We start from the raw sequence: 19,074 nt of genomic DNA, 5'->3' as shown, positions 1-19,074 counted from the left end.
TCGTAGCGAAATCCACATTTGAACTATGCCAATTCTTATATGAAGACTACGGCCAAGTTCGCGGGCCGGTCAAGCGATCCGGGGGCCGCGGCACGGCCCCGGATCGCAGCGCTCAACGATGCTGGCGCGCCCGCCAGGCCTCATATTCGGGCTGCGCCTCGGGCGTCAGCGGATAGTATTTCCTGAGGTCGCCGCCCTCGGCGAGCCGCATGCGGGCAAAGTCCTCCCATTCGGCATGCTCGCTCGCCACCTGGAGCAGCGCCGGGGCCAGCGCGATTGGGACGACCACCGCGCCGTCATCGTCGGCGATGATGATGTCGCCCGGCATCACCAGCGCATTGCCGCAGGCGATCGGCACATTGACCGCGAAGGGCGCGATGTTGGTCTGCGTGTGAAAGTTCGGCGTCACGCCGCGCATCCAGAAGCCGAGCCCGAGTTCGCGGGCCTTTGGATAGTCGCGGATGCAGCCGTCGATGACGGCACCGGCGCCACCTTTGCCGGCAAAATAAGTCAGCATCATCTCGCCGAAGACACCGCTGCTCATATCGGCCCGCGCGTCGACGACGATGATGTCGCCGGGCTGCGTGTGATAGAGCGCGTGGCGATGGAGCTGCTTCTCCGGGTCGTCATATTCGTCCTGGCCGTACAGATCCTCGCGCTTCGGCATGAACTGCAAGGTCAACGCATAGCCGGCGATCGCCTTGCCGGGCGTCCACGGAACCGGGCCGTGCAGATGGGGATCGCGGATCCCCATGCGGTAGAGCTCGCCGCTCGCTGTCGCACTCCCGACCTTGGCGAGCCCCTCGACGAGGTCCCGGGGGCCCCGCTGGATGTCGGCTGTCTGAATCACGCGTTCCTCCGCATCATTTTGATCGAGGCCCCGTGCCGGCAAGACCGGCCGCGGCTCTTCGGATTTGGAGGCGGCCGGCCGAAGGGTCGCCCGCCTCGATTGCATTCGTGATTTCCGAAGCGGCGCCGCCCATCCCCAAACATCGGCCTCAGCCTTCGGATTCCGGGACATCCGCCCCGCGCGATCGAGCCCCACCTCGTCTCGCCGACAGGCAGTCTATCGCGTGCAATATGAACTGCAATAGTTCAAATAAGAAATCGCGCAGAAGCCGAACTGCGGGCGCAGCCGGACGCGACGCGACCGGTGTCGACCTCGGTGGCCATGAAGTGGCTGCCGTCGCCGCGGCCGGGCCGAGGCATGGGGAGGTGTTGGATCGGATGGAGATGGCGGCGAAGGCGTACGGATCGCGCGCCGTGATCAGGAGCGCCGACGCCCAAAGGACCGCGCGAGACGTCGGTCGCCGGTCGCGGCTATCGATCCGCCAGAGGCGGCGCCGTGCACTCAATCCAGGGGATGACGCAGGATCAGATTGTCACGCCCGAGTTCGGCGATGCTGCGAACGCCGCACAGCCCCATGGTCGTGAAGAGCTCCTTGCGGATGATCTCCAGCGAGCGCGTGACGCCCGCCTCGCCGAGGGCGCCGAGGCCATAGAGCATCGAGCGGCCGATATAGACGCCCTTGGCGCCGAGCGCGACGGCCTTGAGGACATCCTGGCCGGAGCGGATGCCGCCATCCAGATGGACCTCGGTGCGCCCGCCGACCGCCGCAACGATGTCCGGCAGCGCGGCGATCGATGAGAGGGCGCCGTCAAGCTGCCGGCCGCCATGGTTCGAGACGATGATGGCGTCGGCGCCGCAGTCGACCGCATGGACGGCATCTTCGGGATCGAGAATGCCTTTGAGGATCAGCTTGCCGGCCCACATGTCGCGGATGCGGCGGACATCATCCCAATCAAGGCTCGGGTCGAACTGGGAATCGGTCCATTTGGCGAGTCCCACCGTCTCGTTCAGACCTTCGACATGGCCGATCAGATTGCCGAAGCTGCGGCGCCGCGTGCCCAGCATGCCGAGACACCAGCGCGGCTTGGTGGCGAGGTTGGCGAGATTGCGCAGCGTAGGCTTTGGCGGCGAGGAGAGGCCGTTATGGATGTCCTTGTGACGCTGGCCGACCATCTGCAGGTCGAGCGTCAGCACCAGCGCGGCGCAGCCGGCAACGCGCGCCCGCTCGACGAGCTTGGCGACGAAGCTGCGATCGCGCATCACATAAAGCTGGAACCAGATCGGCGTCGAAACCGCCGCGGCGACATCCTCGAGCGAGCAGATGCTCATGGTCGACAGCGTGAACGGAACGCCGAAACGCTCGGCCGCCCGCGCGGCGCAGATCTCGCCGTCCGCATGGACCATCCCAGTCAGGCCCGTCGGCGCGATCGCTACCGGCATGCTGACCGGCTGGCCGATCATGGTGGTCGTAAGATCGCGGTCGGATACATCGACGGCAACGCGCTGGCGCAGGTGGATCCGGTCGAAGTCCGTGCTGTTCGCGCGATAGGTCTGTTCGGTCCACGACCCGCCATCGACATAGTCATAGAACATCCGCGGCACGCGTCGGCGCGCGATCGCCTTGAGATCATCGATGCTGGCAATCGGCTTCATCATCGGCTCCGGATGATCAGGACATAGTTATCGGATGACTGGATGAGCGGACCAAAACGCGCTCTACCGGGATGGTCAGCCGGATGACGGAACGTTCAGACGGGTGCGGCCCGGCACGCCAAAGCGGTTCGCCGTCAGCCCCCGCGCGCCGGGGCGAAAACGGAACAGACCTCCGGCCTGCGGGCTCGCGCCATAATCCGATGATGTGAAATCGACCGTCGCGGACGTCACCAGGACCTCGTCGAGATGGTCACCCGCAAAGGCGAGACTGGACGGACGGCGCACCGGCATGGCGATGCGATCGAGAAAGCGTCCATCCGACCCATGCACCTCGACGCACCAGCCGTCCCACATCGCGGACCAGATATTGCCCGCGGCGTCGACCGCGAGTCCGTCCGGGAAACCGTTGCGTCCGTCATGGCGGACAAGTGGCCGGCGCGACGAGGCCGCACCGCTCGCAACGTCATAGTCGAAGGCATAGGTCGTCAGCGCGACGGTGTCGTTCAGATACATCGTGGCCCCATCCGGTGACCAGCCTATCCCATAGGGAAGACAATAGTCTTCATCCAGCTTCGTGACGCCGACGTCCTTCTCGACCCGGTAGATCCGCCCGCCCTCGAAGCGCTCCGGCGCGTGAAAATCGTCGATCATGCTGCCGAGCCAGAGGCGGCCGGCCGGATCGACGGCGCCGTCGTTGAAGCGGTAGCGCGGCCGCTCTGATTCCGGCGCGGCGATCGGCGCGAGCGCGCCGGTCTCGAGATCAAGCCAGTGGATCGCGCCGCCCGCGGTCACCACGAGGCGGTTCGCATCATCGGTGAGCGCCAGGCATCCCGCCCGCGCCGGCAGAACCCAGCGCCCGGTCTGCCTGCCACTCGCCAGATGATGCCGGTAGATTTCGCCGCGCCGGATATCGAGCCAGAACAGGTTGCCGCCGCGCTCGTCCCAGACCGGCCCCTCGCCGAGAACGGCATTGGCCTGCTGCACGCATTCGACGACCCGTTCACCCATCCCTGCTCCCTCCGCCGACGGTTCGATCCGTCGATCATCCGATGCGCTCAACCTAACTTGTCCGATGACCAAATATCTGGTACTCGGCTGAATGTGTCAATCCAAGGGAGGATCCATTGACATCGCTTCGCATCAACGGACGTATGCTGCTCGCCGGTGCCGCACTGGCCCTCGCGACGCAGGCCGCCGCAGCGGCGGAAGGCCCCGTCGCCCTGGCCGCCAAGTCTTTCTCCACGGAGCTCTGCGCGCCCAAGGACCCCGCCGCCGTCGCGGATATCCCGAAGGCCGTCTCGGGCTTTACGGGCTATGAGCAGGCGCCGGGTGACTGGCTCGCCCTGCCGGACGCGAGCCCGCTCAAGGGCAAGCGCGTCGCGCTCAGCGTGATGGGTCTCGGCCAGCCCTTCTTCCTCGCGATCAAGAAGCAGTGGGAGATGCTGGCGGAGAAGTACGGCTTCGAGCTCAAGGTCTATGACGGCCGCTTCGACGCCGGCACGGTGCAGAAGCTCGTCGACGACATCATCGCCGATGCGCCCGACGCGGTCGCCTTCGCTCCGCTCGACAGCGGCGCGGCAGTCCCCCAGGTCCAGCGCATGCTCGATGCGGGCCTCAAGGTCGTGACCTACAACGTCCAGCCGGCCCAGGTGGTCGCGCCGCGCGTCTTCGCCAACGACTTTGCCGGCTCGCAGCTCGTCGGCTGCAACACGGCGCGCTACTTCATCGAGAAGTTCGGGGACAAGAAGGCGATCATCGGCGTCGTCGACCTGCCGAGCCTGCCGCAGGTCCAGGACCGCAAGAACGGCTTCCTCTACGGCTTCAAGTCGCTCGTTCCGACGGCGACAGTCGCGCAGTCCGTGGATGGCGGCGGCGTCATCGACAAGGCCAATCCGGCCGCGGCCGACCTGCTGCAGGGCCACCCGGAGATCAACGTGATCTTCGGCATCAACAACGACTCCTCCCTCGGCACCATCGCCGCGATGAAGGCGGCGAACCTCTATTCGCCGGAATGGGGCGTCGTCTCCTCCGTCGACGGCTCCGAGCCGGTGATGGCGGAACTTGGCAGCGACGAGTCGCCGTTGAAGGCCGAGAGCGGCTATCCGCCCTATGACTTCAGCGTCGCGACCTTCAACCTGCTCGGCGCTACGCTGGACGGCAAGTCGACCAAGGACACCCAGGTCGTCGTCGGCTATCCGCCGATCAAGCCGACGGCCGAAGGCATCGAAGCCTGGCTGAGCCGCCAGTATCCGCGCTGAACGGCAGACCCGCGCGGCGTCCGGCTCCGGCCGGGCGCCGCCCTTTCTCCCGATTGAACAGGAACGGCGCTCATGCCTTCAGGCGCTCCCTCGCCGGACGCGGCGGCCCCGCTGCTCAGCGTTTCCGGCCTCTCGAAGCACTTTCCCGGCGTCCGCGCGCTGACCGACGTCTCGTTCGACTTGAAGCGGGGCGAAGTTCACTGCCTGATCGGCGAGAACGGTGCCGGCAAGTCGACCTTCGTCAAGCTCATCGCGGGCGCGCAGAAGCCTGATGCCGGCACGATCGCGGTGCGTGGCAAATCCGTCGTGCTGAACGGCCCGCGCGACGCCAAGGCGCTCGGCCTCGCCTTCATCTTCCAGGAGCTCTCCGTGGTCGACGGCCTCACCGTCGCGGAGAACATCGTTCTCGGCGACGAGCCCGGCCGCGGCGGTCACTTCGACCGGGATGTGGCCGAGACGACGGCCCGCCGGCTGCTCGCCGGGATCGGCTTCGACGGCCTCGATCCGGCGACGCGGGTCGGCCGCCTCTCGACCGCCGAGAAGCAGGCCGTGATGATCGCCAAGGCGCTCTGCGCCAATGCCGATGTCATTGTCATGGACGAGCCGACCTCGCCGCTCGAGGAGCAGGAGGTGCGCCGGCTGTTCGCCGTGATCGCGACGCTCAAGGCCGCCGGCAAGGGGATCATCTATGTCTCGCACAAGATGCGCGAGATCGAGGAGATCGCCGACCGCGTCACTGTATTCAAGGATGGCCGCAAGGTCGCGACGCTGGAGCGGGCCGAGGCCGAGCCGCGCGAGCTGATCCGCCTGATGGTCGGCCGTGATCTCGGCGACGTGTTCCCGTCGAAGAGCCGGCAGCCCGGCCCGATCGTGCTCTCCGTCGAGAAGCTGAGCGGTGCGCGCATTCACGATATCAGCCTCTCCGTGCGCTCCGGCGAGATAGTCGGCATTGCCGGGCTCGTCGGCGCCGGCCGCACGGAACTGATGCGGTCGATCTTCGGTGCCGACACGGTGTCGTCCGGCCGCGTCCTGATCGACGGCAAACCGGTCACGCCGAACTCCGTCCGCCGGGCCATTGGTTCCGGTCTCGGCCTGGTGCCGGAGGAGCGCCGCGCGCAGGGCATCGTCGGCGTGCTCAGCGTCTTCGACAATCTGCTGCTGCCCTGGACGGAGTTTCCTGCGAGCCGCCGCGAGACCGGCGCGCCCCGCGCCGTGGCGCAGCGCACGGCGCAGACGATGGATGTGCGCACGCCTTCGCTCGACCAGCGGATCAGCCTGCTCTCGGGCGGCAATCAGCAGAAGGTCGTCGTCGGCAAGTGGCTCGCCATGAAGACCCGGGTCCTGCTGCTCGACGAGCCGACGCGGGGCGTCGATATCGGCGCCAAGCGGGAGATCTACCGCATCATCGACGAGCTGGCGCGCCAGGGCCTCGCGATCCTGCTCGTCTCGTCGGAATTGCCGGAAGTCATCGGGCTCGCCGACCGCATCATCGTGCTCAACCAGGGCCATCTCGTCGGCGAGCTGCCGGGCACCGCGACGGAGCCCGAAGTGATGGAGCTTTCCATGCTCCATGAGCCGGCCGCCTGAATCGCAATCTCAACCGAAAGCCGCCGAAACCCATGAACCGGAACCCGGCCATCCACTGGATCATCTCGGATCGCCAGCGCCTGCAGACCGTCGTGACGCTGCTGGTGCTGCTCCTGATGATCGCCGCCTTCAGCTTCCTGAACCCGCGTTTCCTGACGCTGACGAATTTCCAAAACGTCGCGCGCAACACGGCGCCGCTGATCATCTCGGCGAGCGCCATGACCGTCGTCATGATTGCGCGCGGCCTCGATCTTTCCGTCGGCTCCGTTCTGGCCGCTTCGTCGGTCGTCGCCGCCACCCTGGCGGTTCAGGGGGTTCCGCTGCCGCTCGCCTTCCTGGCCGCCATCCTGCTCGGCTGCCTGATCGGCTTCGCCAACGGCGCCATCATCGTCAAGATGCGGGTCAGCCCGATCATCGTGACGCTCGGCGCGCTGAATATCGCCCGTGGCCTCGCCTATCTGATCACGCCAAGCGCGATCCTGGTCGGCCTGCCGCGCAACTGGGGCTCGATCGGCACGTCGAGCATCGGGCCGTTCCCGATGCCGATCCTGCTCGCCGTGCTCGTCGTCGCCATCTATGCGTTCGTGACGCGGCGCACCAAGTTCGGCAAGCATATCTATGCGGTCGGCGGCAATGAGGAGGCGGCGCGTCTCTCCGGCGTCAATGTCGAGCGGACGCTGATCACGCTCTATGTGCTCAGCGGCGCCATGGCGGCGCTGGCAGGCCTGGTGCTCTCAACCCGCGTCGGCTCCGGCGACCCCAATATCGGCGTCGGCTTCGAGCTCGAGGTGATCGCTGCGGTCATCATCGGCGGCACCAGCCTCTCCGGCGGCGAGGGTCGCATTCTCGGCACGGTGATCGGCGCGGTGATCGTCGGTGTGTTGTCGAACGGCCTCAACCTCTCCGGCGTCGAGCCGTTCTGGCAATATGTTGCACAGGGCGTTGTGCTCATCGCCGCGGTCGTGGTTGACAAGCGCGTCAACGAGGGCGTCCTGAGAATGGGCGCCAGGGCATGAGCGCCCCGAACGGGTCGCAAGGGAGGATAGAACGATAATGACCGAACTCGCTGGAAAGATCGCGGTCGTGACCGGGAGCAGCGGCATCGGCCTCGGTGCGGCGCTGAAGCTCGCCGAACTTGGCGCGAAGGTCCATCTGTGCGGCAATGACGAGACGCATAACCGCAATGCCGCCGCGATCACCGCCGGACGTCACATCACGGTCGAGACGCTCGACGTCACCAAGGACGATCAGGTCTTCGCGCTCGCCGACCGGCTGAAGCAGCCCGGCGTCGACATCCTGGTGAACACCGCCGCCATCCAGCCCTATGGCACGGTCGAGACCACGACGCCCGATATGTGGGACCTCGTCATGCGGGTCAATCTGCGCTCATGCTATCTGATGTCGCATGCGCTCTACCCGCTCATGAAGGCACGCGGCGGCGGCTCGATCGTCCATATCGCCTCTGTCCAGGGGCATATGAACCAGCGCAACGTGCTCGCCTATGCGACGTCGAAGGGCGCGGTCCATGCGCTGACGCGCGCCATGGCGGTCGATTGCGCCAAGGACAATATCCGCGTCAATTCAATCTCGCCGGGCTCGATTCGCACGCCGATGCTCGAATTCGCGGCGCGTGAAATGACGCCGGCGGGCGGCGATCCGGAGGAGACGCTGAAGGGTTTCGGCGCCGGCCATCCTATCGGCCGCGTCGGCACGATCGAGGAGGTCGCGGAACTGGTCGCCTATCTCGCCGGTCCGCGCTCGAGCTTCTCGACCGGGTCGGACTATGCGGTTGACGGCGGGTTGCGGGCGCAACTCGGGGTCTAGACCGCTCGGCGCTTCCGGACCTTGAATCCGAGAGCGCACGGGGATGGATGCCCGCATCAAGAGGAGAATGTGGTCCGTTGGAGAATCAACCGAAAAAGGTGATGCGACTCGGCCTGCCCTCTCAGGTCGCCGGGTTCATTCGTCAGGAACTCCTGCGCGGCGCGCTCAAGCCGGGAGACCGGTTGCCGACCGAGCAGGAACTCGCCACGGAACACGGCGTCAGTCGCGCCGTGGTCCGCGAGGCGATCGCCAAGCTGCGGCACGAGGGACTCGTCGTCTCCCGCCAGGGCATCGGCGTGTTCGTCGCCTCACCCGATTCGGCCAATTCTCTGACGCTGGAGCCGGATAGCCTCGCCCAGCCGGAGGATTATCGCCATCTCTATGATCTTCGCCTGATCCTGGAGAGCGGGGCCGCGGCGATGGCGGCCGAGCACTGCACAGCGGAAGATCTCGCCGAAATCGAGCGCTGCATTGAGGCGATGGCCAAGGTGGACGAGTTGCACCGCGACTATGTCGAGACGGACATCGCGTTTCACCGCGCGGTCGCGGCGGCGACGCGCAACCCCTTCGTGGCGCTGTTCATCGCCTTCGTCGATGTAAAGCTGAAGGAGAGTATCTACCTCGCTTTACGCTCGCTCGATTTCATCCAGACGCGGGCGATTTCCGAGCGGGAGCACCGCGCGATCTACGAGGCGATCCGGGCGCGTGACCCGGTCGCGGCCGACGCGGCGATGCGGGCGCATCTGCGCAATTCCTCGCGCCGCCTCGGTCTCTGACCCAAGAGGGTCAGTGATCCAGGGGGATCAATTCGAGCGGCAGATGAACTCGTCGCAGACCCTGAGGCCGCGCGCGATCAGCCGCAACGCCTCCTGCGACACATCACCGGTGCCTTCGGCGCGCATGATCTGCGTGATCGCGACACCTGTCCGGTCCGCGAGATCGGCCTGGGAAAGGCCGCGCCACTCGCGGATGACCTTGGCGGCCGGCTCACCGGCGTCGATCCGCGCCTGAACGCGGTCGGGAAGCGCTCCGAGATCGCGCGGGCCGATATTGCGGATTGCGGAATTGACCTGATTCATCTTGGCGTCCCTCCCTGTTACGGAAATGGAACGTCGCTTGCCCCCCAGCGGTTCCGAGGCCGGCCGTCAAAAATCAGCGGCGATCAAGCCGAGCGGCGCCGGAGCGCTTCTGCCTCATCTGTTCCGATGATCGCGACCCGGAGGCGATAGCGCCGGCTTTCGCCCGGCTCCAGCACCGCAAGCTGGCCGGCCTGCCTGACTGCTTCGCGGCCGAAGCCATTCGTGCAGGGTTCGATGCCGACGGCATATTGCCCTTCGCCCATCATCCGCCACTCGATATAGTTCGGCAGCGACCCGGCGTCATAGCTGACCGACAGGCCGGTCCCGCCCATGAGGCGAGGATTGAAGATCGCGACCTCGACGGTTCCGTCCTCGTCGGGCCGCATGGCGTGCTCGAAGGTCTGCTGGATCCAGTTCTTCTGCGGCGCGATGAAGCGCGACCAGCTTGCCCGATCAGCGAGATCGGCCGTGCCGAAAAGCAGGCGCGGCGTCCCCATCGTCGGCGCGATCAGTTCGGAACCCTCGTCGACGAACGGATAGCCGGCATTGATGTGATAGAGCAGCATGTGCTCGGTCGGGAGATAGCCGCGGTTCTCGACGACATCCTCCATGGTGAAGGCGGACTCGCCGAGCACCGCCCGATAGGTGCGCGTCAGGACGAGGTTCTCGCCATAAGTCTGCGCCTGCGTCACGCGGCCGACGGCCTCGATGACATAGCGCTCCCCCTCCCAGCGCTCGCCGAAGCTGACCAGTTCGGCCGGAATGAGCGCGACGCGGTCATGGACGCCGTAGCGGTCGACCGGACGGGCCGGGAAATTATAGTGCGCGACGTCGGCGTCCTCGGGATTGCCGATATGGAGCAGGCCGCAGGTATTGTTGAATCCGCCGAGGCCGGCCCGCAGCCAGCCGAAATTGGCCTGATCCTCGAAATACCAGGGCGCCGGCAGAAGAGTCGGCGGAATCCAGGCGAGCGAGGCGCCGCGATAATCGCAGCGGCCGACATCGAAGCCCCGCTCGACACCGATCTCGAACGAGAAGCCGGTTCCCGTGTTGAACTCCAGCAGCCGCACGCCACGCGAAGGACCATTGTCGGATGTGAGCAGCCGCACGCCGCCGAGCTGCGACATGTGGCCGACCCGGCGACGCAGCGCATCGGCCGAAAGGCCGGCTCCAAAGAACTCCATCAGCAATCCTCCCCTGTGTTATCGGTATCATAAATCACGTCCCGCTGGACGCAACGGCTGCGATCCGCTTCGATCGCGCATCGCCGGAGGAGAGATCGTGGCATCGGGCAAGAAGAGCGTGCGCAGCGGCTTCGGCGCGACCATGTCGGAAGTCGCCGAACGCGCCGGCGTCACCAAGATGACGGTGTCCCGGGTCGTGCGTCATCCCGAGAAGGTCAATCCGGAGACGCGCGACCGCGTGACGGCCGCCATGGCCGCGCTCGGCTATGTGCCGAACCGCCTGGCCGGCGGCTTGTCAGCCGGATCGAGCGGACTGGTGGCCGCGATTGTGCCGACCTTGCGACATTCGATCTTCGCCGACACGCTCGAAGGGATCGGCGACGTGCTGAACGAGGCCGGCCTCGGGCTGTTCGTGTCGTCGAGCACCTATCGCAGCGACGTGGAGGAGAGCCAGATCCGCTCCATCCTCGAGCGGCGGCCGGATGCGCTCGTGCTCACCGGCCTGACCCATACCGGCGCGACGCGCGAATTGCTGCGCGGCTTCGGCATTCCCGTTGTCGAGACCTGGGAGACGGGCGACGAGCCGGTCGACATGGCCGTCGGCTTCTCGAATCGCGAGGCGGCGCATGCCATGACGGCGGAGCTGATCCGCTCCGGCTATCGGCGGATCGCCTTCGTCAACGGCCCGAGCGAGAGCAATGAGCGCGCGCGGCACCGCGCTGAGGGCTATCTGGCGGCCATGCGCGAGGCGGGCCTGCCCGCGCCGCCGATCCAGATCGTCAATGACGAGGCGGCGATCCGGCCGGAGACAGGCGCGCGGGCGATCCGCCTCCTGATGAAGAGCGCGCCGGATGTCGACGCCGTGTTCTTCACCTCCGACGTTTTTGCGGTCGGCGCGATCCTCGCCTGCCGCGAGCTCGGCGTGCGCGTGCCGGAGGACATGGGCATCGCGGGGTTCCACGATCTCGAGATCGGCCGAGTGGTTTCGCCGACCCTCACCACGGTGCATGTCCCCGCCATGGAGATGGGCCGCAAGGCCGGCCATATGATCCTCGCGCGGCTCGCCGGCAATCGCGGCGCGTCGGAGCGCTACGATCTCGGCTTCTCCATCATCTCGCGCGAATCGACCCGCCGGAAGCACTGAGCCCAATCCGCGACACCACCCGTTGACGCGCACCCAGGTTACCGGTAACATTTCCTTGCATTCGACGATCGGATGCAGCCGCGGCGCAAGACCGACGGCAAGGGAGGAGAAACCATGCTGAAGACAGTGCTGGCGGCCGCCGCTGCGGTCGCCTTGGCGACGACGTTTGCGCAGGCCGCCGACAAGCCGACCATCGGGCTCATCCAGATCGACCTTTCGAACCCCTTCCACCTCGGCGAGGTCGAAGGCGCCAAGGAAGCGGCGCGGCGCGCCGGCTTCGATCTGGTCGTCACCAGTGGCGAGGGCGACGTCACCAAGCAGATCCAGGCCATGGAGAACCTGATCAATCAGGGCGTCGACGCGATCTCGATCAACTTCATCGACGCGGCCGCCTTCGGCCCGACCATGGCAAAGGCGGCAGCCGCCAAGATCCCGGTGATCTGCCTGCATTCCAAGATCGATGGCTGCGCCGCGACCCTCGGCTTCGACGAGCGCTACACCGGCAAGATCGTCGGCGAATATGCCGCCGAACTGCTCAAGGCGCGATATGGCGAGGTCAAGGGCGAGGTCGCCAATCTGCAGGGCCTGCTCGGTCAGGGCCTGAACACGGACCGCTCCGGCGGCTTCACCGACGTGATGGCGCAGTATCCCGGCGTCAAGGTCGTTGCGCAGGAGCCGACGAGCTGGGATCCGACCAAGGCCGTGTCGATCACCGAGAACTGGATGACGGCCTATCCGAATCTCGACCTGATCTACGGCAATTCCGACAGCCTGACGGTTCCCGCCGCCGGCGTCATCGGCCGCTCCGGCAAGCAGGAGCAGGTGATGCTCGTCTCGGTCGACGGCACAGAGCCGGGCCTCAACGCGGTCAAGGACGGCACGATGAAGAGCACCGTGCTGCTGGCGCCGCAATATTCCGGCTTCTGGAAGGCCTATTTCCCCTTCCTCGTCGCCACGAAGAAGGATGATCGCACGGAGGTCCTGATCAAGGGCGTCCTGGTGACCAAGGATAATGTCGACAAGGCCCTGAAGCTCGCTTCCGACCAGGTCTCGGCAATGCAGACCTTCCCGTTCGAGAAGCCGCTCGCCGACATCGTCGCGAGCTACTGACCCGAGTGCCCGCGGTGCATTGCGCCGCGGGCCAATCCTTCCGGCCGATCACGGGTTCATCATGTCGCCACCGGTGCTCGAAATCTCGGGCCTTTCCAAGCGCTTCCCGGGCGTCGTCGCGCTCGACGACGTCTCGATCAGCCTGGAGGCAGGTGCCGTGCACGGCCTCGTCGGCCAGAACGGCGCCGGCAAGTCGACGCTGATCAACATCCTTTCGGGCATGTATGGCGCCGACGAAGGCTCGATCCGGATCGACGGCCGGCCGGTCGAACTGCGCGACACGCGCCAGGCGCTCGCCCACGGCATCGCCACCGTCTACCAGGAGCTCAGCCTGCTGCCGAACCTCGGCATCGCGGAGAACCTCGCGCTCGGCCGCGAGCCGCGGCGGCTCGGGCTGGTGGACCGCGGCGCCATGCGGGATCGCGCGCGGGCGGCGCTCGATCGGCTCGGGCTCGCGCTCGACCCCGACACGCCCGTCAGCCGGCTTTCACTGGCCGAAAAGCAGCTGGTCGAGATTGCCAAGGCGCTGGCGAACGCGCCGCGCATCCTCATCCTGGATGAGCCGACCGCGCCGCTCGGCAGCGCCGAGAGCGAGCTTCTGTTTGCCGCGATCGCCCGGATGAAGGCGGAGGGCGTCGCCATCCTCTATGTCTCGCACCGCTTCGCCGAGGTTCTGGCGCTCTGCGATGTCGCCACCGTGCTTCGAAACGGCCGGCGGATCGTGACGACACCGCTCGCCGGCTGGACGGAGAGCCGGCTGACAGATGCGATGATCGGTGCACGGAGCGAGCGCTTCGAGCGCCGGCCCCGCCCCGCCGGCGAAGAAGCGCTGACGCTTTCCGGCGTCACGTGGCGCCATCGGCTTTCCGGTATCGACCTCGTCGCCCGCCGCGGCGAGATCCTCGGCATCACCGGCCTGCTCGGTGCCGGCCAGAATGAACTCGGCCGGCTGATCGGCGGCGACATCGTGGCGGACAGCGGCACCTTGAACGTGCGGGGACGGGTCCAGCGCTTCGGCAGCCCGGCCGACGCGGTGCAGGCTGGCGTCTGCCTGCTCACCGAGGAGCGGAAGGCCGAAGGCATTCTGCCCAATCTCTCGCTGCGCGAGAACATCGCTATCGCGTCGCTCAAGGACCGGCGCGGCCCATTCGGCACCGTGCGCAGCGGCCCCGAGCGGACCGAGGCGAAGCGCGAAGCGGAAGCCTTTGGCGTCGTCGCGGCTTCGGTCGAGACGCCAATCCGCTCGCTCTCGGGCGGTAACCAGCAGAAGGCGCTGGTCGCACGCTGGCATCTCGCCGACATGGAAGTGTTCGTGCTGATCGAGCCGACGCGCGGTGTCGACGTCGGCGCCCGCGCCGACATCTATCGCCGCCTCGATGAAATGGCGCGGGACGGCAAGGCGATCATCGTGATCTCCTCGGACCTGGTGGAGGTCCTCGCCGTCTGCGACCGCATCCTCGTCATGCGCGCCGGGCGGATAGCGGCCGAAACCACGCCGGAAGCCGCCGGCGAAGATGCGCTGAACCTGCTCGTGCAGGGCGTGGAGGCCGCATGAACGCGCTCGCCCTCCCCCAGCGCTCGCGGGCGCTCGCGCCGCTTCTCACGCGCAACGCGATGATCGTCGCGGCCGTCGCGCTCATCGTCGCCTTCGTCATCACATCGCCGGTGTTCGGCACGCCGGCCAACGCCGCCAATATCCTGCGCCAGTCGGCCTCCGTGCTCGTGCTCGGGCTCGCCATGACGCTGGTCGTGCTCATCGGCGGCATCGACCTCTCGGTCGGATCCGTCGTGCTCGCCTCGGCGACCTTCTCCGGCATCGTGCTCGCCATCGGCGGACACCCGGCGATCGCCGTCGTCGCCGGGATCGGCGTCGGCGCGCTGGTCGGCCTCGTCAATGCGATCCTCGTCGAGGGGCTGCGGATCAGTCCGGTCATCGTCACGCTCGGCAGCATGATCGCCGTGCGCGGCCTCGCCCTCATCGCGCTCGGCCGCTTCAACTCCTGGGTCGAGATCAAGGGACCGATCTTCGACGATCTCGCGCGCCGCACGGTCGCGGGCATTCCGCTCGATGCGCTGGTCGCGATCCTGATGGCGCTCCTCGTCGCCTTCGTGCTGAAGCGCACGACGCTTGGGCGGGCCTGGCATGCGGTCGGCGATGCGCCAGTCGCGGCGCGGCTCGCGGGCCTCCGCGTGCGGCGGCTGCGCGGCCTCGCCTATGTCGGCTGCGGTGCGCTGGCGGGTCTTGCCGGTGTCCTCGTCGCCGCCCGCACGGGCCTCATCAGCCCATCCGTCGGCATGGGCCTCGAATTCTTCGCCATCGCCGTGGTCGCACTCGGTGCCGGCGGACTGCCGGCGGGCCGCGTTTCCGCGCTGCATGCCGTCGTGGGCACGCTGATCCTCATGATGATCTTCAACTACATGACGATCCGCGGCGTGCCGGGCACATGGCAGACGACCGTCACCGGACTTCTGCTGCTCGCCGCCATGGTGGCCGGTGGTATCCTCAATCGTCGCAGCAGCGAAGTCTCGACCGGCGAGGCCTTCCGCGATGAATATGCCGAGATGAGCCCCGCGGGCGCCCGTCTCGCCCGCAGCGCCGTCCTCGGCGCGACGGTTCTGCTTGCGCTCGTCTTCGCCTTCGTCAATCCGCGCTTCGCAACGCTGGCGAACCTCTTCGCGCTGGTCGAACAGAACGGGACGCTCGCGATCATCGCGGTCGGCGCGATGCTCGGCATCGTCTCGCGCACCGTCGACATCGCCCCCGGCTCCGTCGTCGCGCTCGGCGCCGTCGTCGCGGCGCTGGCGGCCAAGGCGGGGGTCCCGGTGCCGCTCGCGCTCCTCGTCGGCATCCTGGCCTGTATCGCCGTCTACGGGCTCAACGGCCTCATCGTCGGCGGCCTGCGGCTCGATCCGCTGATCGTCACGCTGGCGGCGTGGATCTGGGCCCGCGGCCTCGCGGTCTCCCTGACCGGAGCAACGACATTGTCCTTCGACATGGGCTTCGTCGGCTTCATGAACAGGCCGCTGTTCGCCGGCTTCACGCTGGTGCCGATCGTCATCGCCGGCGCCTTCTTTGCGGGCTGGATCATCCTCGCGCGCCTGCCGCTCGGCCTCCGCATCTACGCCGTCGGCGGCGATCCGCGCATGCTGCGCCAGGCCGGCGTCGGCGAGGGACGGCTGAAGCTCGTCATCCTCCTCGTCATGTCGCTCTACACCGCCGCCGGCATGCTGGTGATGCTCGGACGGCTCGGCGCGGCTGCGCCGACGGCCGGCTTCGGCCTTGAGCTCGATGCGATCGTCGCCGTGATCATCGGCGGCGCGTCCTTCCGCGGCGGCACCGGACGCCTTCGCGATACCGCGATCGGCGTCGCCTTCCTCGCGATCCTCAACAATGGTCTTTCCGGCCTGCAGATGGGCGACGCGCAGTTCTTCCTGATCAAGGGAACGCTGATCCTCGCGGCGCTGACGCTGCGCGCCCTCCCCGCCATCCTCATGCCGCGCGGGGCGACCCGATGAGTGTCCACTCCGATGACACCTGGCCGCAGATCGATTTCGGCCACACCGCGTTCGATGCGGCCTTCACCCGCGGCGATGTCTATGGCGTCCGAGTGAACCCCGCCCGCGCCGGCAAGCGCCCGCTGCGCATTGCCATCGCCGGAGCGGGCGGCGTCGCGCAGGCCAAATGGCTGCCGGCGATCCGCCGCCTGCAGACGATCGGGGAGCCTCTCGATATCGTCGGCGTCGCCGATCCGGACCGCGGCACCTGCGAGAAGGTCGCGCGGCTTTCCGGTAGTCGCGCCTATCCCGATCTCGACAGCCTCTTGGATGCCGAGCGGCCTGACCTCGCTTTGATCCTGGCGGCAGACGCCGCCCATGTTGCGCTCGCCACGCAGGCGATCGAACGGGGCGTCGCGGCGCTGGTCGAGAAGCCGCTCGCCCGAGAAGGCGCGGCGGCTCATTCGCTCGTCGATCTCGCGCGGCGGCGGGACGTCCTGCTCGGCGCGGTGGCCAACAAACGCTTCTCGCCGCCCTATGCCATGGCCAAGGCGCTCATCGAGCAGGGCCGGCTCCGCGGCGCCCCGACGATGTTCACCGGCAAGTTCACGCTCGGCTATCCCTATGTCGACCTGCTCGAAGGCGGCACGATCCATCTCATCGACCTGATGCTTTGGTTCATGGGGCCGGTCGCCCAGCTCTCCGCGCGGTCGATCCTCGGCGCAGAGGGCGTCCTCGACAGCGCCGTCGTCTCGCTGCGCTTTCGCTCCGGCGCCATCGGGACGCTGACCACGAGCCGAACCGCCCTCTCGTTCAAGCCCTGGGAACGGGTCGAGATCTTCGGCCGCGGCGCCGTCCTCCTGGTCGAGGACCAGTTCCAGACGACGCTGTTCGACGACGAGACCGGGCCGGCGAAGAGCTGGGCGCCGGCGATCCCGAACACGCTGATGCTCGACGAGGTATTCGGCGGCTATGCGGGCCTTCTCGAAAACATGCTCGATGCTGTGCGGGGCCTGCAGCCCCTCGCCGCGACGGGCGCGGACGGCGCCGCCGCCGTCGACATCATCGACGCCATTCATGCGGCCGCCCGAACGGGCGCCGAAATCGACCTTATGAGCCGGGATCCAGCCTGATGAAGATCAAGTCGCTCGAGACATTTCTCGCCAATGCCGGCCAGCGCAACTACCTCTTCGTCCGCGTGAAGACCGATACGGGTCTCGTCGGCATCGGCGAGGCGACACTCGAATGGCAGGAGAAGGCGGTCGAGGTCCTCGTCAATGAATGGGTCGCCTCGCGCATCATCGGCAAGGACCCGTTCGATATCGAGGCCGTGGTCGGCGGCATGATCCGCGACCAGTATCAGGGCGGCTCAACCGTCATGACCGCGATCTCCAGCGTCGAGATTGCGCTTTGGGACATCATCGGCAAGGCGACGGGACAGCCCGTCTATCGCCTGCTCGGCGGCCGGGCGAAATCTTCGCTCAAGGCCTATGCCAATGGCTGGTATGGCGGCTGCGAGACGCCGGAGGATTTTGCGCGCCGGGCCGCCCAGGTGGTGGCACGAGGCTATGAAGCGCTGAAGTTCGATCCCTTCGCGACGGCCTGGAAGCGTCTGGACGCCGCCGAGGAAGACCGCGCGGTGGCGATTGTCGAGGCGGTGGCGGGCGCGATCGGTCCCGGCGTCAAGATGATGATCGAAATCCATGGCCGCCTCGGCGCGGCGGATGCGATCCGCTTCATCGATCGTATCGACCATCTGCCGATCGCCTGGTGCGAGGAGCCGGTGGCGCCGGAGAATGTCGAATTGCTGCGCGAGGTGAAGGAGCGCACGCGCCTTCCCCTCTCCTCGGGCGAGCGGCTCTATGCGGTGGCGGATTTCGCGCGGCTGATCGGGCTGCGCGCCTGCGACGTGGTGCAGATGGATGTCGCCCATTGCGGCGGCATCAGCGTCGCCAAGAAGATCGCCGCCATGGCCGCCGCGCAGGACATGGCGATCTCGCCGCATTGCTCGGTCGGCCCGGTGGCGCTCGCCGCCGCGCTGCATGTCGCCTGGTCGACGCCGAACATGCTGATGCTGGAGAGCTTCGCCGAATTCGACGTCGATTGGCGGAACGACCTCGTCAGCGGCTGGAATCCCCTGAGCCGCGGCGCGTTTGCGCTGCCCGAGCGGCCCGGCCTCGGCATCGAGCTCGACGAGGTAGCGATCGCGGCGCACCCCTACCGGGCCCTCGCGTTCCCCTCCCTCTGGGATACGAGCTGGAAAGACGAGTTCACCGGCACGGCGCGGCTCGCCGAAGCCTGAGGATCACGCCGATCGGCAACGCGCCGGCCGGAGCGCGTCGCCAAGAGCCGCCGGAGGCGCTATGAGCAGGGGATGGGCCCGACTCAGCTGACGAAGGACCCGCGCCTTTCGACGAGCCACTTCGTGACCCGCCCATGGACTTCCTGCTTCCCGTTCCCGCCGTTTTCGCCGTGCTCGCCTGCCACTGGATGGGCCTTTTCATCATCCGCGTCTCGTTCACCGCGAGTCTCGGGCGATTGGGACCACGCAGCGCCTGGGGCCAGGATCTGAGCCTCGGCATCGTCATCCTGCTGCTGGTGGCCTGGCTCTTCGTCGACGTCGCGCTCTGCGCCGCAATCCTCGCGCTGACGCAGGACGGGCTGCGCTTCGGCGAGGCGTTCCTGTTCGCGATCGCCTGTTTCACCACGCTCGGCGCCAGCGCGCCGGCCCGCACCGATTTCTGGGCGCTGGCCGGACCGCTGATCGCGATGTGCGGGATCTTCATCTTCGGCTGGACGACGAGCTTCCTCATCGACTGCACGCATGCAGTCCGCGAAATGCGGCATGTTTCACGGCATCAGGACGGCGGGAAGCACTGACGCGGCGGCG

The 19,074-nt window shown here is 67.2% G+C and carries 17 protein-coding genes; 12 read left to right on the top strand and 5 right to left on the bottom strand.

Features of this window, described 5'->3' with window-relative positions; translation table 11 throughout:
* Positions 1 to 112: 112 nt before the first annotated feature.
* The 3 genes from GGR25_RS05820 to GGR25_RS05810 all read right to left on the bottom strand — a co-directional run bounded on the left by GGR25_RS05820 (position 113) and on the right by GGR25_RS05810 (position 3,511).
* Positions 113 to 850, bottom strand: coding sequence for an RraA family protein (locus GGR25_RS05820; protein WP_183397829.1), 738 nt, complete (start codon positions 848 to 850; stop codon positions 113 to 115).
* Positions 851 to 1,351: 501 nt separating this feature from the next.
* Entirely contained in the window at positions 1,352 to 2,503 is a 1,152-nt protein-coding gene (locus GGR25_RS05815) for an alpha-hydroxy acid oxidase (protein ID WP_183398598.1), read from the bottom strand.
* 75 nt (positions 2,504 to 2,578) lie between these two features.
* A complete protein-coding gene (locus GGR25_RS05810) occupies positions 2,579 to 3,511 on the bottom strand; it encodes an SMP-30/gluconolactonase/LRE family protein (RefSeq protein ID WP_183397828.1) in 933 nt (310 codons plus the stop codon).
* A 116-nt stretch (positions 3,512 to 3,627) separates the two neighbouring features.
* Here GGR25_RS05810 and GGR25_RS05805 point away from each other — a divergent pair, with 116 nt between their 5' ends.
* The 5 genes from GGR25_RS05805 (at position 3,628) to GGR25_RS05785 (ending at position 8,948) form a co-directional block, all read left to right on the top strand.
* Complete coding sequence (locus GGR25_RS05805) at positions 3,628 to 4,761, top strand: sugar ABC transporter substrate-binding protein (RefSeq protein WP_183397827.1); 1,134 nt, start codon at positions 3,628 to 3,630, stop codon at positions 4,759 to 4,761.
* A 72-nt stretch (positions 4,762 to 4,833) separates the two neighbouring features.
* Positions 4,834 to 6,348 carry a sugar ABC transporter ATP-binding protein gene (locus tag GGR25_RS05800; RefSeq protein ID WP_183397826.1) on the top strand — a complete coding sequence of 505 codons (1,515 nt, stop codon included), beginning with the start codon at positions 4,834 to 4,836 and terminating at the stop codon, positions 6,346 to 6,348.
* Between the two features lie 32 nt (positions 6,349 to 6,380).
* Positions 6,381 to 7,364, top strand: a complete 984-nt coding sequence (locus GGR25_RS05795) for an ABC transporter permease (RefSeq protein ID WP_183397825.1) — start codon at positions 6,381 to 6,383, stop codon at positions 7,362 to 7,364.
* A 37-nt stretch (positions 7,365 to 7,401) separates the two neighbouring features.
* Positions 7,402 to 8,172 carry an SDR family NAD(P)-dependent oxidoreductase gene (locus GGR25_RS05790; RefSeq protein WP_183397824.1) on the top strand — a complete coding sequence of 257 codons (771 nt, stop codon included), beginning with the start codon at positions 7,402 to 7,404 and terminating at the stop codon, positions 8,170 to 8,172.
* 101 nt (positions 8,173 to 8,273) lie between these two features.
* Entirely contained in the window at positions 8,274 to 8,948 is a 675-nt protein-coding gene (locus GGR25_RS05785; RefSeq protein WP_183397823.1) for a FadR/GntR family transcriptional regulator, read from the top strand.
* Between the two features lie 27 nt (positions 8,949 to 8,975).
* Here GGR25_RS05785 and GGR25_RS05780 read toward each other — a convergent pair whose 3' ends face one another.
* A complete protein-coding gene (locus GGR25_RS05780; protein ID WP_183397822.1) occupies positions 8,976 to 9,251 on the bottom strand; it encodes a helix-turn-helix domain-containing protein in 276 nt (91 codons plus the stop codon).
* Positions 9,252 to 9,334: 83 nt separating this feature from the next.
* Complete coding sequence (locus tag GGR25_RS05775; protein ID WP_183397821.1) at positions 9,335 to 10,435, bottom strand: DUF4432 family protein; 1,101 nt, start codon at positions 10,433 to 10,435, stop codon at positions 9,335 to 9,337.
* A gap of 97 nt (positions 10,436 to 10,532) precedes the next feature.
* On the opposite strand from GGR25_RS05775, the gene GGR25_RS05770 reads away from it, so the two are divergent.
* The 7 genes from GGR25_RS05770 (at position 10,533) to GGR25_RS05740 (ending at position 19,064) form a co-directional block, all read left to right on the top strand.
* On the top strand, positions 10,533 to 11,579 hold the full coding sequence (locus GGR25_RS05770) for a substrate-binding domain-containing protein (protein ID WP_183397820.1): 1,047 nt from the start codon (positions 10,533 to 10,535) through the stop codon (positions 11,577 to 11,579).
* Between the two features lie 114 nt (positions 11,580 to 11,693).
* Entirely contained in the window at positions 11,694 to 12,689 is a 996-nt protein-coding gene (locus GGR25_RS05765) for a sugar ABC transporter substrate-binding protein (RefSeq protein ID WP_183397819.1), read from the top strand.
* A 61-nt stretch (positions 12,690 to 12,750) separates the two neighbouring features.
* A complete protein-coding gene (locus GGR25_RS05760; protein WP_183397818.1) occupies positions 12,751 to 14,244 on the top strand; it encodes a sugar ABC transporter ATP-binding protein in 1,494 nt (497 codons plus the stop codon).
* A complete protein-coding gene (locus GGR25_RS05755) occupies positions 14,241 to 16,205 on the top strand; it encodes an ABC transporter permease (RefSeq protein WP_183397817.1) in 1,965 nt (654 codons plus the stop codon). Before GGR25_RS05760 ends, GGR25_RS05755 begins: the two co-directional genes overlap by 4 nt.
* A complete protein-coding gene (locus GGR25_RS05750; RefSeq protein ID WP_183397816.1) occupies positions 16,202 to 17,317 on the top strand; it encodes a Gfo/Idh/MocA family protein in 1,116 nt (371 codons plus the stop codon). Before GGR25_RS05755 ends, GGR25_RS05750 begins: the two co-directional genes overlap by 4 nt.
* Positions 17,317 to 18,486, top strand: a complete 1,170-nt coding sequence (locus GGR25_RS05745; RefSeq protein WP_183397815.1) for a mandelate racemase/muconate lactonizing enzyme family protein — start codon at positions 17,317 to 17,319, stop codon at positions 18,484 to 18,486. The genes GGR25_RS05750 and GGR25_RS05745 overlap by 1 nt, the downstream gene beginning before the upstream one ends.
* Before the next feature lie 134 nt (positions 18,487 to 18,620).
* On the top strand, positions 18,621 to 19,064 hold the full coding sequence (locus GGR25_RS05740) for a hypothetical protein (protein ID WP_183397814.1): 444 nt from the start codon (positions 18,621 to 18,623) through the stop codon (positions 19,062 to 19,064).
* Positions 19,065 to 19,074: the final 10 nt, after the last annotated feature.

It is taken from the genome of Kaistia hirudinis, from assembly GCF_014196455.1.
In the GTDB taxonomy this organism is placed as follows: Bacteria; Pseudomonadota; Alphaproteobacteria; order Rhizobiales; family Kaistiaceae; genus Kaistia; species Kaistia hirudinis.
Note: the sequence above shows the minus strand (reverse complement) of the source record. Positions and strands in the feature narration are given on the sequence as shown.

What these genes read in the sequence shown, in the direction of transcription:
- GGR25_RS05815 (WP_183398598.1), bottom strand. Translation starts at nt 2,503, where the DNA reads ATGAAGCCGATTGCCAGCATCGATGATCTCAAGGCGATCGCGCGCCGA.
- GGR25_RS05810 (WP_183397828.1), bottom strand. Translation starts at nt 3,511, where the DNA reads ATGGGTGAACGGGTCGTCGAATGCGTGCAGCAGGCCAATGCCGTTCTC.
- GGR25_RS05800 (WP_183397826.1), top strand. Translation starts at nt 4,834, where the DNA reads ATGCCTTCAGGCGCTCCCTCGCCGGACGCGGCGGCCCCGCTGCTCAGC.
- GGR25_RS05795 (WP_183397825.1), top strand. Translation starts at nt 6,381, where the DNA reads ATGAACCGGAACCCGGCCATCCACTGGATCATCTCGGATCGCCAGCGC.
- GGR25_RS05790 (WP_183397824.1), top strand. Translation starts at nt 7,402, where the DNA reads ATGACCGAACTCGCTGGAAAGATCGCGGTCGTGACCGGGAGCAGCGGC.
- GGR25_RS05785 (WP_183397823.1), top strand. Translation starts at nt 8,274, where the DNA reads ATGCGACTCGGCCTGCCCTCTCAGGTCGCCGGGTTCATTCGTCAGGAA.
- GGR25_RS05780 (WP_183397822.1), bottom strand. Translation starts at nt 9,251, where the DNA reads ATGAATCAGGTCAATTCCGCAATCCGCAATATCGGCCCGCGCGATCTC.
- GGR25_RS05775 (WP_183397821.1), bottom strand. Translation starts at nt 10,435, where the DNA reads ATGGAGTTCTTTGGAGCCGGCCTTTCGGCCGATGCGCTGCGTCGCCGG.
- GGR25_RS05765 (WP_183397819.1), top strand. Translation starts at nt 11,694, where the DNA reads ATGCTGAAGACAGTGCTGGCGGCCGCCGCTGCGGTCGCCTTGGCGACG.
- GGR25_RS05760 (WP_183397818.1), top strand. Translation starts at nt 12,751, where the DNA reads ATGTCGCCACCGGTGCTCGAAATCTCGGGCCTTTCCAAGCGCTTCCCG.
- GGR25_RS05755 (WP_183397817.1), top strand. Translation starts at nt 14,241, where the DNA reads ATGAACGCGCTCGCCCTCCCCCAGCGCTCGCGGGCGCTCGCGCCGCTT.
- GGR25_RS05750 (WP_183397816.1), top strand. Translation starts at nt 16,202, where the DNA reads ATGAGTGTCCACTCCGATGACACCTGGCCGCAGATCGATTTCGGCCAC.
- GGR25_RS05745 (WP_183397815.1), top strand. Translation starts at nt 17,317, where the DNA reads ATGAAGATCAAGTCGCTCGAGACATTTCTCGCCAATGCCGGCCAGCGC.
- GGR25_RS05740 (WP_183397814.1), top strand. Translation starts at nt 18,621, where the DNA reads ATGGACTTCCTGCTTCCCGTTCCCGCCGTTTTCGCCGTGCTCGCCTGC.